Source organism: Flavobacterium hercynium, from assembly GCF_002217285.1.
Lineage (GTDB): Bacteria > Bacteroidota > Bacteroidia > Flavobacteriales > Flavobacteriaceae > Flavobacterium > Flavobacterium hercynium.
The window spans coordinates 1-16,911 of the sequence record NZ_MUGW01000041.1 but is presented as its reverse complement, the minus strand read 5'-3'; the positions used below and the strand labels follow the sequence as shown (position 1 = coordinate 16,911).

Genomic DNA, 16,911 nt, shown 5'->3' with positions numbered 1-16,911 from the left:
AGAAAAAATCTAAAATCTAAAATCTAAAATCTAAAATCAACAATCTAAAATTCAGAATCTTTCTCCGCCATTAAATATCTTCCTGTCACTATATCTTTGGCATAAATGTCAAGATTGTTATGAAGTACTTTGTTGGTTGTCATTACATTTTTTGATTGATAAGCAGCGTCTTTCTCGTATGTTTTTAGAAGTGTTTCTAATTCTACTTCGTTGTAGAATGCAAACATATTGTAAACTGCATCTCTAAAATTTCTAAAGTTTATGGTCTCTGAGATTTCAGCAGTTTTTTTAGCATTCCATTTTTCTTTAGAAGCTGCCTGGTTTACTTTACTTAAACAATAATCAACAAAATAAGTTTTGTAATTGGTAGCATCGATAATTTTATTAACGATAATCGTGTTTTGTTGTGAAGGCATTGGTGCCGCTGTAGAAGTTTGAGAAACACAAATAGCAGGAACAAACAGTAACAATAATAGAATAAAAAAGTAGTGTTTTTTCATAGGTTAAACTTTAAATATCTGCAACTTTTATGATGCAAACTGATTTATTTTGGGAGCTTTAAATTATTTTTTTTTGGGAACGGCTAAAATAGTATAATTTATTGTAAAACTTTCTTCAAAATTGACTTTCATAAAAAAAACTCCAATCGCACAATTTTTCAATTGACACTATTGGAGTTAGATAAAGTATTTGTTCTTTCTCGATTTTTTACGTCTGGATTCATTTTGTTTTACTTTTCTCGCAAGTAAACTCAAAACGGAGCAATTTATTTCTTTTGAGTAAATTTCTCGTATGTTGAGGTTTTTGTAAACGGCTGATTAAAAAAGTTTAGGAGTACTAAATTAAAAAGTTCCGGTTTTTCATACGAACCAAAATGAGTCGCTCCCGGCATTACAAAAAGGTTAGAATTTGGGATGTTATTAAAAATTCTGATCGAATGTTCTAATCGAATAGCGTCACGATCTCCTGTCATAACCAAAATTGGACATTTTATCTTTTGCAGATCTTTGTCTGTAATGTTGGGTTCTTTATCAAGCAAAGTGTAAAGTTTTTTGGTATGAGGATCTTTTGTAGCTTTTAAAGTATCCACAACTAATTTGTCTATTTCATCATAAACGGCTTTTTTTCCGGGAACTGTATTAGCACCAAAAACCGCAACTCGCTCTGTTTTATCAGGATGATTAATGGCAAGCAATAAACCTAAAATACCACCATCGCTCTGACCCCAGATATATGCGTTTTTAATTTGCAAAGAATCTAATAATGTGCTCACATCATTTGCCATTTGCTTATAGGTCAATGGAGTTGGAGAATTATCAACCGATTTCCCGTGCGCTCTGCTGTCAATGGCTATCACCTGAAAAAATTGTTTGAAATATTCGATTCGGTTTCCCTGACTTCTAATCGAACCTCCATTTCCGTGAAGTAAAACTAATGGTTTTCCACTTCCATAAACTTCATAATACATTTGGATTCCGTTGATTTGTTTGAAATGTCCGGCCTCTTTGTTATCTCCATATTTAACAGGTGCTGATTGCGCCGCTATATTTCCGATGTTTAGCAATAAAAGCAGTAATAATAGAATTGGTTTTTTCATGGTTTGGTTAATTGATTAGAAAAGATGATGATGATTCGTCATCCTATATGTTATTAGACGACAGAATTTGTGTTTTGTTTCAGTTTGATTAAATAAAATACAAGTAAACTAAGTCTTAGCAGATTTGAGTTGTTTAATTTTTTATTTTTTGAATTGTCCACTTTTCTTTTTTGGAGTTTCTGTGAGCAACAAAACCTAATGGTAAATCTGCTATTTCAAGTATAGTTTTATCTCTTTTTACAATTTGCTTAATTGCAACTATCATAACCACGTCTTCAAAATTTTCAACTTTATCATTACTACTAAATTGCCAAGTACCATCTTCCTTAAAATGATAGACCGTTGTGATTTCTTTATTTTCGTAGACTACATATTTGGTTGTAAATACAGCGGTATTATCTGATTCTTTAAACTGCTTAGGAACTGTTTTTTGACAAGAAAAAAAAATTGCAAAGAAGGATAATATTTTGAAACTCATTTTGGTCATAATATTTGTCTTGAGGAATAATTTTACTTTACGAAGTAATTACAGCCTAAAGATAAAATAGTATTTTATAAAAACTCAGAAAAATATTCCGGTTTAATAGATTTCCATTCCTCTAAGATAAAACTATAATAAACATCATCCTTACTTTTTCCTTCGGCATCAACATAATTATTTCTAAAGATCCCTTCTTTTACAGCACCCAGTTTTTCAATTGCTCTTTGCGATTTTTTGTTTTCAAGATCGGCACTGAATTGTATTCTCCTAAATTCAATGTTTTCGAAACCAAAATTTATTAGTTCGTACTTGCAAGCTTTATTTAAACCTGTTCCCTGAAATGCCGTTCCATACCAAGTCCAGCCTATTTCGCATTTTTGACTTGCATGATTTAGATATCCATAACGTGTACTTCCCGCTACTTTGTTTGTAGCTTTATCTATAATTAGAAATGGATAACATATTCCATCAGCCTTTTGTTTTAAAGTATTTTGAATGTAATTTTCAAAGTCAGTTTCAGTACGCACGTACATGCCCATATATTTCCAGATTTCATTATCAAAAATAATTTCTTTGAGTTCGATGTTTCTTTCGTTCTCAAAAGGGAGTAATAAAACTTTTTCGTTTTCTAAGATAATATTTGATTGTAATAATTCGCTTTTCATTGGTATTGTTTGATGTTTTTCTGTTTAAGCGAAAATAGTTCTTTAGAAATTTTAAATAAATTCATTAAAATGAAATTTTGTTAGGAAAACAAGTGTCGCATGAGGGATAGAGGCGGTATCCTTTTATGGAGAGAAACGGAATAAAAGATATAGCCGAAAGCCCGACCCGCTTTTTCTGCGGGTCATGCCAAGACAATAAAGGCTCTGATAGGGAAATAATTGTTTTATTTTTAAGGTTTTGTTTATTTATTACTTATTTTTACGATCTATACTTTAGAATTTTTTTGATGCAAACTTCACTTAAAATTGCTATTGTGGGTTCCGGATTAGTGGGATCGCTATTGGCAATTTATCTTAAAAAAGCAGGTCACACCGTTCATGTTTATGATCGTAGCCCTGATATTCGCAAAATAAATTTTTCGGGACGCTCCATTAATTTGGCAATGTCAAATCGGGGCTGGAAAGCACTGGATGGTGTTGGCGTTGGCGATGCGGTGCGCGAAATTGCCATTCCGATGGATAAACGCGCGATTCATTTGGTCGATAAACTGAATTTTCAGAATTATGGACAAGAAGGAGAATCTATTTATTCGATTTCGCGTGGTACATTGAATCGTAAGATGATTGAACTTGCGGAACAAGCCGGAACTGTTTTTTATTTTGAACAGAAAATATGGGACGTAACGCTTAGTGATGCAACTTTGCATATTGGTGAGTCGGAAAGAGGCGAGTGGGAGGAGAAAAAGTACGACATGGTTTTTGGAGCCGATGGTGCGTTTTCCAGAATTCGTCACAGAATGCAGCGTCAGAGTATGTTTAATTATTCGCAGGAATTTTTGAACATGGGGTATAAAGAATTGAATATTCCGGCAAATGCTGATGCTACACATAAATTAGATAAGAATTCTTTTCACATTTGGCCACGCGGAGAATACATGCTAATCGCCTTACCTAATTTAGATGGCAGTTTTACATGTACCTTATTTATGCCTTTTGAAGGTGAAAATTCATTTGCTTCGCTAACAGATCGTAAAATGGTAGAAGATTTCTTCGAGAAGAACTTTCCGGATTCGATTGAAGTGATTCCGAAATTGGCAGAAGATTTTTTCAAAAATCCAACGAGTACTTTGGTAACCATGAAATGTTTTCCGTGGACTTATGAAGATAAAATTGCTTTGATTGGCGATGCTTGTCATGCAATTGTTCCGTTTTACGGACAAGGTATGAATGCCGGTTTTGAAGATATTTCGGTTTTGTATGAAATGATCGAAAAATATGGTGACGACTGGAAAAAGATTTTCTCTGAATATCAAATTTCACGCAAGCCAAATGCCGATGCTATTGCGGAGCTTTCGTATCGAAATTTCATGGAAATGAGTACCAAAACGGCAGATGAGAAGTTTTTACTGCAAAAGAAAATTGAAAAAGCATTCTCTGATAAATATCCTGAAAAATGGATTCCGTTGTACAGTCGTGTAACGTTTAGTGATCGTCCTTATGCCGAAGCTTTGGCGATAGGAGATTTTCAGAACGGAATTATGGAAGAGATTTTGAAAATAGAGAACATCGAAAATATCTGGAATACTCCCGAAATAGATAATAAAATCTTAGAATTATTAAATAAATAATTCTTCGTTATAATTATAAAATCAATATCAATTTACAGTTTATAAGATTGTAAATTGATATTGATTTTTTGTTTGTAGTGAAATCGTGTTATTTTTTAAGGACTTTAGATAACATACCAAAAACACCTCTAATAAAGGTAGCGCTTGTTACCACTTTTAAAACAGATTTTGTAACCTCGCTTGTAACGGTAGATTCTGCTTTTGTTGCTTTTTTAGGAGCCTGCTCTTCGCGTTCGGCGCTTTCTTGTGCGGCGTCCGCTATTTTTTTATTCAGTATTTCATAAGCACTTTCACGATCAATTTCTTCAGCGTACTTTTTAACTAATTTCGACTGATTGTTGATGCTTTCGATTTCTTCAGCAGATAAAATGTCCATTCTGCTCATGGGTGCACGCATCATGGTCGCTACTAATGGTGTTGGAATCCCTTTTTCATTTAGTGCCGTGACTAATGCTTCTCCAATTCCTAAATTGGTAAGCAACTCATCTGTTTTATAATATTGTGAAGTAGGGTAGTTATCAGCCGTTTTTTTAATCGCTTGTCGGTCATTGGCTGTAAAAGCTCTTAGGGCATGCTGAATTTTTAATCCTAATTGTGCCAAAACACCACTCGGAACATCCATTGGATTTTGCGTTACAAAATAAACACCGACACCTTTAGAACGAATTAACTTTACAATAGTTTCAATCTGATCCAGAAGTACTTTACTGGCTTCACTAAAAATTAAATGTGCTTCGTCTATAAAAATCACCAACTCTGGTTGCTCAGCATCGCCTTTTTCCGGCATTGTCTGGTAAATTTCAGCCAGTAAACTTAACATGAAAGTAGAGAATAGTTTTGGCTTATCTTGTATATCCGTTAAACGTATAATATTAACGTATCCTTTTCCGTTTTCGTCAATACGAAGTAAATCGTCTATTTCAAAAGACTTTTCACCAAAAAACAAGTCAGCGCCTTGTTGTTCTAATTCGATTATTTTTCGGAGGATAGTTCCGGTAGTTGCTGTTGAGATTTTTCCGTAGCTGGCTGTGATTTCGTCTTTTCCTTCTTCGGTAATATAATTGATGACTTTTTTAATGTCTTTTAGATCTAGTAACGGCATTTGATTGTCGTCGCAATATTTGAAGATAACAGACACAACACCAGCTTGCGTATCATTTAATGCTAATATTCTCGAGAATAAAACAGGACCAAATTCAGAAACAGTAGCACGTAAGCGAACACCGTTTTGTTTGGACAAAGACATTAGTTCAACAGGAAATGCGCTTGCTGTAAAAGGTAGATTTATTTTAGAGTGACGTTCAGTAATAAAACCTTCTTCTTTTCCTTCTTTTGCGATTCCGCTAAAATCTCCTTTTATGTCCATCATTAGAACTGGAATTCCTGCAGCAGACAATTGTTCTGAAAATACCTGAATTGTTTTTGTCTTTCCGGTACCAGTAGCACCTGCGATTAATCCATGACGATTTAAAGTTTTTAAAGGAATCTTTACATGTGCCTCAGCAACTGCTTCACCATCGAGGATTGCGCCTCCTAAAATTATACTCTCACCTTTAGATAAATAACCTTTATTGATATCTTGAATGAAATTATCTTTTTTATTCATGTTATTATTTGTATTTTAGATGATTATAAGAGTTATATATTGTATTTTAACAATTTTACGTTGTTTTTTTAGTAGGAAAAAGCTTTTTTATGATGAAAATCTAACGAAAAAAAAATTCGCAACATTTTAAGAAGATATCAACAGAATGTTTGAATATTTACTAAAACGTTGTAATTTTCCCATTATTAGACCTGATTTTTGTCTTATTTAAAAAATGATTTCAGCAAATTAATGAGATATTTTTTAAATTGACGTTAAATTTGCTTCAATAAAATTAAAAAAAGTTTTTTTATTTAAACTAAACGTATAAATTTGCTCCTCTACAAGTTAAATATAACTAAAAAATAAAAATTATTTAAAACTATTAAAATTAAAAAAAATGGCAAACGTTAAGGTTAAAAAAGAAAGCACTTCGAATGGAGGAGGAATGATTTCAGGAATCATTATTGTAGCATGTGTTTTTGTTGGTTGGTTAATCTGGAAATTCGTTATGGGAGCTCCTTCTAACTTTGAAGGTGGAACTGTTGAAGGGCGTCCTTTAAATACACTAGGGATGGTTTATCACGGAGGATTTATCGTACCAATTTTATTAGGTATGCTATTAATGGTTGTTGTGTTTTCTATTGAAAGATTCATCGTTATCGGAAAAGCAGCTGGAAAAGCTAACTTAGATAAATTTATGAAAAGCGTTCAAGGAAGTATTAAAGAAGGAAACATCGAAGCTGCAATCGCTGCTTGCGACAAACAACAAGGTTCAGTTGCAAATGCAATTAAATCTGCTTTGATTAAATACCAAGACGTTAAAAAAGAAGGATTCAACAGTGAAGAAGCTTCAGAAGTAATCCACAAAGAAATTGAAGAGGCTACTTCATTAGAAATGCCAATGTTAGAGAAAAACATGACAATCATTTCTGCTTTAGTATCTTTAGGAACATTAGGAGGATTATTAGGAACTGTATCTGGTATGATTAAAGCGTTTGGTGCGTTAGCGTCTTCTGGAACTCCTGACCAAGCTGCTCTTGCAAATGGTATCTCTGAGGCACTTATCAACACTGCTACAGGTATTACAACATCTATCTTTGCAATTATCGCTTACAACTTCTTTACATCTAAAATTGATGATTTAACTTACTCTATCGATGAGGCTGGTACTACAATTGTAAATACTTACAGAAGATTCAGAGGAAGTTTGAAACAATAATTAATTTTTGATATTTATAATTTATAATTAATTATATCAAAATAAAATAAAAAGAGAATGGCTAAAATAAAAATGAAAAAAAAGTCAGCATCGACAGATATGACTGCCATGTGTGATGTTGCGTTCCTTTTGCTTACGTTCTTTATTTTGACCGCTACTGCTAAAGTGCCAGAAGCACTTCCAGTGGATATGCCTTCATCTACTGTTCAGACTAAATTACCAGAAACGGATTTAGCGACGATCATCATAGGTAAAGGTAAAGACGGAAAAGAAAAAGTATTTTTTGATATCAGAGGTAGAGAAGTTCGTAAAAAAACTCTTGAAGGAATGGGACAAAAATACGGTGTAGCTTTTTCAGAAGAGGATAAAGAAAAATTCGCATTAATGGACGATTTCGGTGTTCCGGTTGCAGATTTGAAACAAATCATCAACATGAGATCAGCTGATAGAACTAAAGCAAACCAAACTGGAATTCCAATGGATTCTTTAGATAATCAATTGAAAGATTGGCTTTTAATTTCAAGAAGAGCTACAATTGATATTGACGATAAAGAATTGCAGGTTGCAATTAAAGGTGATGCTAGACAAGATTATCCTTCAATCAAAAAGATTATGGATATCTTACAAGATCAAAAAGTCAATACCTTTAACTTGGTTACAGGTATGAGAGGAAAAGATTTTTAATTAAAAAAAATATACACTAAATGGCTGAATTAAATACCGGCGACGGTGGAGGCGGAAAAGGTGGTAAAGTAAGAAGTAAAAAGCAGAACTCTAAAGTCGATTTAACTGCGATGGTGGATTTAGCTTTCTTATTGATCACATTCTTTATGTTAACCACTACGTTGTCAAAACCTCAATCGATGAGTTTAGGTTTGCCAGATAAAGATGAAGATCCAACCAAAAATAAGGACATAAAAGTTGATGAAAAACGAACTATGACCGTTATGATGGGGGAAAATAATAAACTTGTTTATTATATGGGATTACTTGACTCTCCTATAGCTGGTCCTAAAGATATTTCTTATGGGAAAGACGGAATTCGTAAAGAATTAATCGCTCGTAAAAAATCTGTACTTGAATATACTGGAGATAAAGCAAAAGGAATTATTGTGATCATCAAGCCAGGTAAGAAATCTAAGTATAAAAATCTTGTAGACATTTTAGATGAAATGGCAATTACAGGAGTTGAAACTTATGCTATTGTTAACGATTTTCTTCCTAAAGAAAATGAATTGTTAGAGAATAAATAAGACTTGTCTTGTTTCGTCAATAACCTAATAATGAAGAAAAATGAAATTAGATATAATTAAAAATCAGTGGCTTGATATCGTGTTCGAAGGACGCAATAAGATATACGGTGCATATGAGTTAAGAAAATCAAATACTAAAACTACAGTAAGATCTCTTATCGTAGGTTCAGTTATCTTTAGCTTAGCTGTTGCAGCACCACTTATTGCTAGTATTTTACCAGATTCTGGTGATGACGTAGTAAACAATGATGTTAAGATAACTACAGTAAAGTTGCCTCCTAAAAAACAGGAAGTGCAGCCAAACATGCCGCCACCTCCACCACCTCCACCAAAAGTGGATCAAGTGAAGTTCGTGAAGCCTGTTGTGGCAAAATCAGAAGAAATCACTGAGGAGCCGCCAAAAATCTTAGATCTTAAAGAGAAAAAGATTGGATCTGAAACCATCAAAGGAGATCCTGATGCAGTTTTAACTGTTGATGAGCCAGTTGGAAAAGGACCAGTTCAAGAGATCATTGCTGAAGATAACAACGTATACAACACGGCTGGTATCGAAGTAAAACCTGATTTCCCTGGAGGAATTGAAAAGTTCTACAAATTCGTAGGAAACAATTATAAGACTCCGGATGAAGAAGGTCTAAAAGGTAAAGTTTACGTTACTTTTGTAGTTGAAAAAGACGGTTCATTAACCGACATTAAAGTTTTAAGGGATATCGGTTACGGTACAGGAGCAGAAGCAATTCGTGTTCTTAAAAAATGTCCAAAATGGACTCCCGGCGAGCAAAATGGTAAAAAAGTTAGGGTATTATACTCTCTTCCTATTACTATTCAATCTGCAGAATAATGTTAAAAGATATACTTAATAATATTCAGAAGAAATCGCTCAAAGAGCGATTTCTTCTTGTTTTAGGAATACTGTTTTTTTTAATATATCTTGTACTGGGATTAATGATTATGTTTTGGGACAAATTACCAATCAACATGGATCCAATTTACAGATACGCATTTGGGATTTTGCTGATCGTATATTCAGCAATTCGTTTTTTAAGATTAATCAATTCTAATAATGAATAGTCATGTTTAAATATGCTAAAGTTTTTGGTTTAGTGGTTTTTGTTTTTTTGTTTGCAATGTGCAATCAAAAAAGTAAAAATGAAGAGGTAAAAGATACAATCATAAAAGGTTCTATCGATATTACTGTTGATGAAACATTGTTGCCAATTATAGAAGATCAGGTAGCTGTTTTTGAAAGTACTTATGATGCTAAAATTGGAATTAAAACAAAATCTGAAGCTGAACTGATAAATGATCTTTTAAATAAAAAAACGAAAGTTGTTGTAACAGCTAGAGATCTGTCTAAGGAAGAGAAAGAGCAGTTTAAAAAGCTTAAAATTACCCCACGCATTACGCCTATTGGAACAGATGCTGTTGCATTGATTGCAAACAAAAGCAATAATGATACTTTAATAGCGTTAAAATCTGTAATTGATTTTATGCAGGGAAAAGGGGATCCGAAAATTAAAGGTCTGGTTTTTGATAATCCAAATTCAAGTACCGTTCGTTATATGAAAGATTTAGCAAAAGTAAAGGAGATTCCTGCTACTGGCGTTTTCTCATTCAAAACTAATGAAGAAGTAATAAAATTCGTTTCTGAAAATGACGGAATGATTGGTGTTGTGGGAGTAAACTGGTTATCACAGCCAAGTGCAAGTGTTGCTAAATTAATCAGTAAAATAAACGTATTAAGTGTAAAAGGATTAAATGATGATAATTATTATAATCCTACACAAAATGATCTTGCAGAATTAAAATATCCTTTGGCACGTGATTTGTTTATAATAAATTGTCAGGGTTATTCTGGTCTTGGAATGGGCTTTGCTTCATTCGTTGCCGGAGATATAGGACAACGAGTAGTTTTAAAATCTGGCTTATTGCCATTTAAAACTCCGGGAAGAAAAATACAAATTAGAAATCGCATTACTAACGATAAAGAATAAATTAATTATAACTAAGATGAATAAATTTAAAATTTTTAGTCTTGCCCTAGTTGCTTCAGCTTCTGTTGCAAATGCGCAAGATATCAAAGAAGCTAAAAAGGCAATCGATGCTGAACAATTTCAGAAAGCAAAGTCTTTACTAAAATCAATTATCAAAGCAAAACCATCAGATGGTGAAGCAAATTTTGTTTTAGGAAACGTATACTTAAATCAATCAATTGTTGATTCTGCTAAAATTTATTACTTAAATGGATTAGAAGCATCAGATAAGAAAAACTTAAATTATATTGGTTTAGGTCAGTTAGATCTTGATAGTAAAAATAATGCAGGAGCTCAAACTAACTTTGGTTTAGCTACAAAAGATATGAAGCGTAAAGATGTAAATGAATTTATTTACATTGGTAGAGCTTACATCAATTCTACAAATCCTGATTATACAACTGCAGTAACAACGTTGAAAAAAGCTTTAGCAATCGAGCCACAAAATGCTCAGGCACTTTTAGCAATTGGTGATGCTTATTACGGAGCACACAATCAAAATGATGCTTACAAAGCTTACCGTGATGCATTTACTGCTGATCCAACACTTTTGAGAGCAAAAATGCAATTAGGAGTTTTATTAAAAGGAGCTAAATCTTACGATGAAGCGATTAAATCTTTTAATGAAGTTATCGCATTAGATGCAAACTACGGTCCTGTTTACAGAGAATTAGCTGAAACATATTACAAATGGGGAAGAAACAAAAGTTCTACTGCAAAAGTTAATATGCAAAACGCAATTACCAACTATGAGAAATACTTAAGTCTTACAGATTACTCATTAGATTCAAAAATGCGTCATGCTGATTTCTTAATCTTGGTTAAAGATTATAAAAATCTTGAAGTAGTAGCAAACAAAATGATTGCTGAAGATAAAGTAAATCCTAGAATTTTTAGATATTTAGGTTATGCAGCTTACGAAAACGGAAACGTAGATGTAGCAATTAAATCTATCCAGGATTATATCAAAGTACCTACAAATAAAGTAATTGGTAGAGATTATTTATATTTAGGTTTTGCTAAAATTAAAAAAGGAACTAATGCTGAAGGTGTTGTAGATCCTGCTGCTTTTGATGCTGGTGTTGCTGATATCAAAAAAGCAATCGAATTAGAGCCATTAGTTGTTGAAGAATTGGCTGATTATGGAAAAGCGTTGTTTGGTAAAAAACAATACGCACAAGCAGCAACTCTTTTTGAACTTGGAGCAGCTAACAAAGAATCTAAAAATTATTTAGATGATCTTGTTTATTATGGTATTTCAGTTTATTACGGAAATGCTGGTAAAGCAGTTGGTACTCGTGACGTTGAAGCATTAGGAAAAGCAGAAATTGCTTTTGACAATGTTTTAGTTGCTTCTCCATCATATGATGAAGCTTACTTATACAAAGGAAGAATCAACAACTTGTTAGAGAAAGATGATTTAATTATCAAAAACTACGAAGAATACGTTGCAAAAACTACAGCTAAAGGTGCTGAAGAATTAGCAAAACCTGCTACAGCTAAGAAAATTGTTGAAGCTTACAATAGCATTGGTGCTAGTTATGCAAATACAGACAAAGCTAAAGCAGTTGAATATTTCAACAAAAGTTTAGCAATAGATCCAGCAAATACATACGCTGCACAATCTGTAAAAGCACTTAAATAATTTAAGTTTTTGCATTAAAATATAAACCGATAGTTCTTTGGACTATCGGTTTTTTTATGTTCCATATTTAAATGACTATCTTTGCACTTTTAAAATAGAATAATGTTAGCAAAAGAAATACAATTAGAAGTAAATAAAGGAGCAATGTTGCCTTTGATGGAAGAATTTTATACCATTCAGGGAGAAGGCTTTCATACAGGAAGAGCTGCTTACTTTATACGAATTGGAGGCTGTGATGTTGGATGCCATTGGTGTGATGTAAAGGAAAGCTGGAATGCTGAATTGCATCCGCCTACAAGTATTGATTTAATTGTAAAAAATGCGTCGACCTATGCAGATACAGTTGTAGTAACCGGAGGAGAACCTTTATCTTGGGACATGACTTTATTAACGAAGGAATTGAAAGATAAAAACTTAAAAGTTCATATTGAGACTTCCGGAGCCTATCCGCTTTCAGGAACATGGGATTGGATTTGTCTTTCTCCTAAAAAAAATAAATTACCTACTCAAACCGTTTATGATAATGCGCACGAGTTAAAAGTAATTATTCATAATAAACACGACTTTATTTTTGCAGAAGAACAAGCAGAACAAGTCAATAAAGATGCTATTTTGTTTCTTCAGCCAGAATGGAGTAAAAAAGAAGAAATGACACCGCTTATTGTTGATTATGTAATGAACAACCCAAAATGGCGCGTTTCATTGCAAACACATAAATATTTAAATATTCCTTAAGGATATAAAAAAATCTCTTCAATCGAAGAGATTTTTTTGTTTTAGGATAAAATAATATACAGTGTATAAAAAAGAAACATATCTTTTTATTTCCAATTTTTATATTTTTTTAAAGAAGTAATATGCGCTAAATGGTGGTTGCCATGCCAGGCATATGTGCCAATTAATTGTTTTATTTTGTATTCTGAATTGTTTTCAGGGTGAATAAAAGATTTTTCAAGATCTTCATCAGATAAATTTCTCATGATATAAGCCAGTCTCAAATGTAAACCTTCCAGCAAAGTTAAAGTAGGTTGAATAGGCATTTTTAAATTATCCGGTAATTCAGACCATAGAGTTTCGTCGTACGGTTTTATTATCGGATTATTTTCGGTTAATGCCCATTTTATTCTGATGTAGCAATTCATATGACTTTCGGCACAATGATGAATCACTTGTCGAACCGTCCATCCTTCTGGACGGTAAGGAGTGTTTAATTGTTCATCTGTTAAATGAATTGTTTCTTGTTTTAATCTTGTTGGAAAAGATTCGATCTCACGAATTTTATCCGAAATATATTCCGGGCTGTATTCCTTTGGAAATTCAAATTTTCCTATAGGATACTTCAATTTTTCTAAAGCTGCTGTTTCCATGATTGGTAAGTTTTATTTTAAATCAAAAGTTTGGCCAAATAATCATAATGTTCACCTTCAAGAATCAGCTCGCATTTGAAACCATTTGCAACAGCAGCATTTTGAAGTGTGTTGTAATCTAAATACAACCAGTCAAAAGATTCTTCCTTTTCTCCTTTATACGAGATATTGAAAACAAGTTCACCATAATAATCATTATTAGACGGAATCCATTTTCCTCCGTCTTCATCTTCGTCAAACATATAAATAATGTCAGAGCTGTCTAGTAAAACTTGTCCACCCGGATTTAGTAACGATTTAAGTTTAGAAAGATATTTATTGCAGTGTTCTAATTTTCCAAAAATTCCAACACCATTCATTAATAAAATGATCGTATCAAATTTTTCTCCTTCAAAGTCTAGTATATTTTCAATTTTAGCATTTTTCACACCTCGAAGTTTACAAGTTTCTATCGCCTTTGCAGAAATATCTATCGAAGTAACTTCCAAATTGCGATCATTTTGTAATGACAAACTGTGACTTCCGGCTCCGCAACCTACATCAAGCGTTTTTCCGGTAGCCAATTGAAGCGCTTTTTGTTCCAGTAAAGGCATTTCAGCATAAGAACGAAATAAATATTCCACGCTCATTTCGTCTTCCTCAGATATAGAAGTTTCAGTAATGATGTTTTCAGGAGAATTATTGGTTTGGAAATCGTACATCGCTTTCCCAAAAAGATCTTTCATTGTATTTTATTTTCAAAGTTTGAGGTTTCAAGTTCAAAGTTGTTTAATTTTGCGGGTCAACTTTAAAATTTAAACTTGAAACAGATTTTAAATAACTTAAATAAGTTAGCCAAAGATAAGCATATCGAAAACAAAAAGTATTTCGATAAGCTGAAAAAGAAACAGCCTAAAAATTTAGATTATGTAATGCAGGATTTGCATGATGCAGAATTTAAGAAAACAGATTGTCTGCAATGCGCTAATTGCTGTAAAACAACAGGACCGCTATTCACTTTGGCAGATATAGAACGAATTTCAAAATCTTTCAGACAAAAGCCCCAGCAGTTTATCGATCAATATCTCAGAATTGATGAAGATAAAGATTATGTCTTAAAAAGTGTGCCGTGTACTTTTCTGGACAATGAAAATTATTGTATGATTTATGACGTACGTCCAAAAGCCTGCAGAGAGTTTCCGCATACAGATCGTAAAAAATTTCATCAGATTTCAGATCTTACATTAAAAAATGTTGCAATATGTCCCGCTGCCTTCAATATTGTAGAAGAAATGAAAAAGAAAATGCCGTTGTAAGTACAAAACCTAAATTAAACGTAATTGTTTGGAGTAACAATTCATTTTTGTTTATTTAAATGTATTTTTGATTGATACAAAAGAACTGCAATAACCATAATATATATCGTAAAAATTGAATCTAGAATATTTTATAGCCAAAAGACTTATTACTGCAAAAGATTATAAAAGCAGTATTTCAGCACCTATTATAAAAATTGCTATTTCCGCAATTGCAATAGGTATTATTATGATGTTGGTTTCAGTTGCTACGGGAATAGGTTTGCAGCAAAAGATTAGAGAAAAAATTTCAGCCTTCAACGGGCATGTTATAATTTCTAATTATGACAATAATAACTCAGAAGTAACCTTAGTGCCAATTTCAAAAAAGCAGGATTTCTATCCGGACTTTAAATCAGTGCCAGAGGTAAGTCACATTCAGGCAGTCGCAAGCAAAGCAGGAATAATAAGAACCGAAAATGCTTTTGAAGGAATCATTTTTAAAGGCGTTGGAGTAGATTATGCGTGGAAACATATAAAAGAGTATTTAGTAGAAGGACGAGTTCCTGATTTTTCTAAACAGCTCAACGAAGAAGTTATAATATCTAAATTTCTTGCAGACCGACTTAATCTAAAACTAGGAGACAGTTTTAATACCTTCTTCATAAAAGAAGAGCAAGGTAAAATGCCAAACAGTCGTCGCTTTAAAATCGTAGGTATATTTAGTTCCGGATTTCAGGATTTCGACAGCACCTACATTATTGGAGATTTACGTCACATTCAGCGAATCAATAAATGGAGTGCAGATCAAGTTGGGGCTTTCGAGATTTTTGTAAAAGACTTCGATCATATAAAGGAAACAGGAAATATAATCTATGAAGAAACCTCTTCAAGTTTAGATACAAAAACCATAATCGAAAAATACAGCTATATTTTTGACTGGCTACAGCTTTTTGATTTCAATATAATAGTTATCCTGGCCGTAATGATAATAGTAGCCACCATAAATATGGTAGTTGCTTTATTAGTGTTGATTTTAGAAAGAACACAAATGATTGGTATTCTTAAAGCCGTAGGAGCAAATAACTGGTCCGTTCGTAAAATATTTTTGTACAACGCCTTCTATCTTATAGTACGAGGACTTTTTTGGGGCAACCTAATCGGAATTTCATTATTGCTCATCCAACAGCATTTTGGAGTAATACAACTCAATCCTGAAAACTACTACGTAAACCAAGCACCCGTATATATAAATTGGGTCTATGTTATTCTGCTGAATCTGCTCACCATTGCAGTTTGTTTTATAGTGTTGTTAATTCCATCCTATATAATAACGAAGATTTCTCCAGTAAAAGCAATTCGTTTCGATTAATTCAAGAAACGTCTAAATTTTAAAGACCCGACAGCTTGCAAAAGCGACTCGGGTTTTTTTATACCTAATATATAAGTAATAATAACCTGCAAGGTTTCCCTAAGCGTAGTGTATGAAGTATTATATAAATAACAATAACCGGTGATGTTTCCCAAACCTGTTAGGTTTAATGTATATAATAAGGAAGAGGTATATTTTTGAGGAGCTATTTCCCGCTGTCTGCTACAATCTTTGTCTTTTTGGCAGCAAAAAGTCAAAGGATTTCCACTCCCATCGGGGCTAGGACAGCAGTGTAGCAAAGAACAACAATAGAAAGAAGAAAAAAACCTTTGCGTCTTAGCGCCTTCGCGTGATTAAAAGAAAGCAAGAACACAACAACAACAATAAAAAACAAATACCACCACCACAAAGCTAAAAAAAGAAAAAACCTTAGCGCTTTAGCGCCTCTGCGTGATTTAAAAGAACCCCAACGATAAGAGCAATACAAGTAAAAGAAAAAAAAGGAAAACAAAGTCAAAAGCGATAAACCATTGCCAAACCAACAAAACGGCACGTTTTAAACCCCCAAATATTGCGAAAACAAAAATGACCCCCTCAAAAATCCTACAATTACTAAAATAGCAGAAATTATAAGTTTTGCATTACCAGTGAGTTAAGAAAAAGTTTTAAAAAAGATGTAAATTATGCAATAAAAAGTATTGTAAATGTAAATAAAGGGTGTAGTTTTGCACCCGCAATAAGGACAAACGTTCACTGAAATACTGACAAGCAGCTAAATCAAAGTTGAAA

Annotated in this window: 18 protein-coding genes; 11 read left to right on the top strand and 7 right to left on the bottom strand. The window is 33.0% G+C overall.

The features are described from left to right. Window positions 1-44 precede the first annotated feature (44 nt). The 4 genes from B0A66_RS17785 to B0A66_RS17770 all read right to left on the bottom strand — a co-directional run bounded on the left by B0A66_RS17785 (window position 45) and on the right by B0A66_RS17770 (window position 2,743). Complete coding sequence (locus B0A66_RS17785) at window positions 45-500, bottom strand: hypothetical protein (protein WP_089051207.1); 456 nt, start codon at window positions 498-500, stop codon at window positions 45-47. Window positions 501-766: 266 nt separating this feature from the next. Next, window positions 767-1,597, bottom strand: a complete 831-nt coding sequence (locus B0A66_RS17780; protein ID WP_089051206.1) for an alpha/beta fold hydrolase — start codon at window positions 1,595-1,597, stop codon at window positions 767-769. A 133-nt stretch (window positions 1,598-1,730) separates the two neighbouring features. After that, window positions 1,731-2,075 carry a hypothetical protein gene (locus B0A66_RS17775; RefSeq protein WP_123868260.1) on the bottom strand — a complete coding sequence of 115 codons (345 nt, stop codon included), beginning with the start codon at window positions 2,073-2,075 and terminating at the stop codon, window positions 1,731-1,733. 74 nt (window positions 2,076-2,149) lie between these two features. Beyond that, entirely contained in the window at window positions 2,150-2,743 is a 594-nt protein-coding gene (locus B0A66_RS17770) for a GNAT family N-acetyltransferase (protein WP_089051204.1), read from the bottom strand. A gap of 287 nt (window positions 2,744-3,030) precedes the next feature. Here B0A66_RS17770 and B0A66_RS17765 point away from each other — a divergent pair, with 287 nt between their 5' ends. Beyond that, complete coding sequence (locus tag B0A66_RS17765; RefSeq protein WP_089051203.1) at window positions 3,031-4,371, top strand: FAD-dependent oxidoreductase; 1,341 nt, start codon at window positions 3,031-3,033, stop codon at window positions 4,369-4,371. Window positions 4,372-4,459: 88 nt separating this feature from the next. Here B0A66_RS17765 and B0A66_RS17760 read toward each other — a convergent pair whose 3' ends face one another. Further along, entirely contained in the window at window positions 4,460-5,977 is a 1,518-nt protein-coding gene (locus tag B0A66_RS17760; protein ID WP_089051202.1) for a helicase HerA-like domain-containing protein, read from the bottom strand. A gap of 379 nt (window positions 5,978-6,356) precedes the next feature. On the opposite strand from B0A66_RS17760, the gene B0A66_RS17755 reads away from it, so the two are divergent. From B0A66_RS17755 to B0A66_RS17720, 8 genes are all read left to right on the top strand, one after another. After that, complete coding sequence (locus B0A66_RS17755) at window positions 6,357-7,178, top strand: MotA/TolQ/ExbB proton channel family protein (protein ID WP_089051201.1); 822 nt, start codon at window positions 6,357-6,359, stop codon at window positions 7,176-7,178. Between the two features lie 57 nt (window positions 7,179-7,235). Continuing rightward, complete coding sequence (locus B0A66_RS17750; RefSeq protein WP_089051200.1) at window positions 7,236-7,862, top strand: ExbD/TolR family protein; 627 nt, start codon at window positions 7,236-7,238, stop codon at window positions 7,860-7,862. Window positions 7,863-7,882: 20 nt separating this feature from the next. Next, complete coding sequence (locus tag B0A66_RS17745; protein ID WP_089051199.1) at window positions 7,883-8,431, top strand: ExbD/TolR family protein; 549 nt, start codon at window positions 7,883-7,885, stop codon at window positions 8,429-8,431. 40 nt (window positions 8,432-8,471) lie between these two features. Beyond that, the gene (locus B0A66_RS17740) at window positions 8,472-9,272 is read left to right on the top strand and encodes an energy transducer TonB (RefSeq protein WP_089051198.1); all 801 of its coding nucleotides are present in this window, start codon (window positions 8,472-8,474) and stop codon (window positions 9,270-9,272) included. Further along, window positions 9,272-9,502, top strand: a complete 231-nt coding sequence (locus tag B0A66_RS17735; protein ID WP_089051197.1) for a hypothetical protein — start codon at window positions 9,272-9,274, stop codon at window positions 9,500-9,502. Before B0A66_RS17740 ends, B0A66_RS17735 begins: the two co-directional genes overlap by 1 nt. A gap of 2 nt (window positions 9,503-9,504) precedes the next feature. After that, entirely contained in the window at window positions 9,505-10,425 is a 921-nt protein-coding gene (locus tag B0A66_RS17730; protein ID WP_089051196.1) for a PstS family phosphate ABC transporter substrate-binding protein, read from the top strand. A gap of 16 nt (window positions 10,426-10,441) precedes the next feature. Then, complete coding sequence (locus B0A66_RS17725; RefSeq protein WP_089051195.1) at window positions 10,442-12,109, top strand: tetratricopeptide repeat protein; 1,668 nt, start codon at window positions 10,442-10,444, stop codon at window positions 12,107-12,109. A gap of 102 nt (window positions 12,110-12,211) precedes the next feature. After that, complete coding sequence (locus B0A66_RS17720) at window positions 12,212-12,844, top strand: 7-carboxy-7-deazaguanine synthase QueE (protein WP_089051194.1); 633 nt, start codon at window positions 12,212-12,214, stop codon at window positions 12,842-12,844. Between the two features lie 86 nt (window positions 12,845-12,930). Here the strand turns inward: B0A66_RS17720 and B0A66_RS17715 are convergent, their stop codons facing one another. Further along, window positions 12,931-13,476, bottom strand: coding sequence for a YfiT family bacillithiol transferase (locus tag B0A66_RS17715; RefSeq protein WP_089051193.1), 546 nt, complete (start codon window positions 13,474-13,476; stop codon window positions 12,931-12,933). A 17-nt stretch (window positions 13,477-13,493) separates the two neighbouring features. After that, entirely contained in the window at window positions 13,494-14,201 is a 708-nt protein-coding gene (locus B0A66_RS17710; protein ID WP_089051192.1) for a class I SAM-dependent methyltransferase, read from the bottom strand. 75 nt (window positions 14,202-14,276) lie between these two features. Here B0A66_RS17710 and B0A66_RS17705 point away from each other — a divergent pair, with 75 nt between their 5' ends. Both B0A66_RS17705 and B0A66_RS17700 read left to right on the top strand, forming a co-directional pair. Beyond that, complete coding sequence (locus B0A66_RS17705; RefSeq protein WP_089051191.1) at window positions 14,277-14,771, top strand: YkgJ family cysteine cluster protein; 495 nt, start codon at window positions 14,277-14,279, stop codon at window positions 14,769-14,771. 115 nt (window positions 14,772-14,886) lie between these two features. Further along, window positions 14,887-16,122 carry an ABC transporter permease gene (locus B0A66_RS17700; protein WP_089051190.1) on the top strand — a complete coding sequence of 412 codons (1,236 nt, stop codon included), beginning with the start codon at window positions 14,887-14,889 and terminating at the stop codon, window positions 16,120-16,122. The last annotated feature ends 789 nt before the right edge of the window (window positions 16,123-16,911 follow it).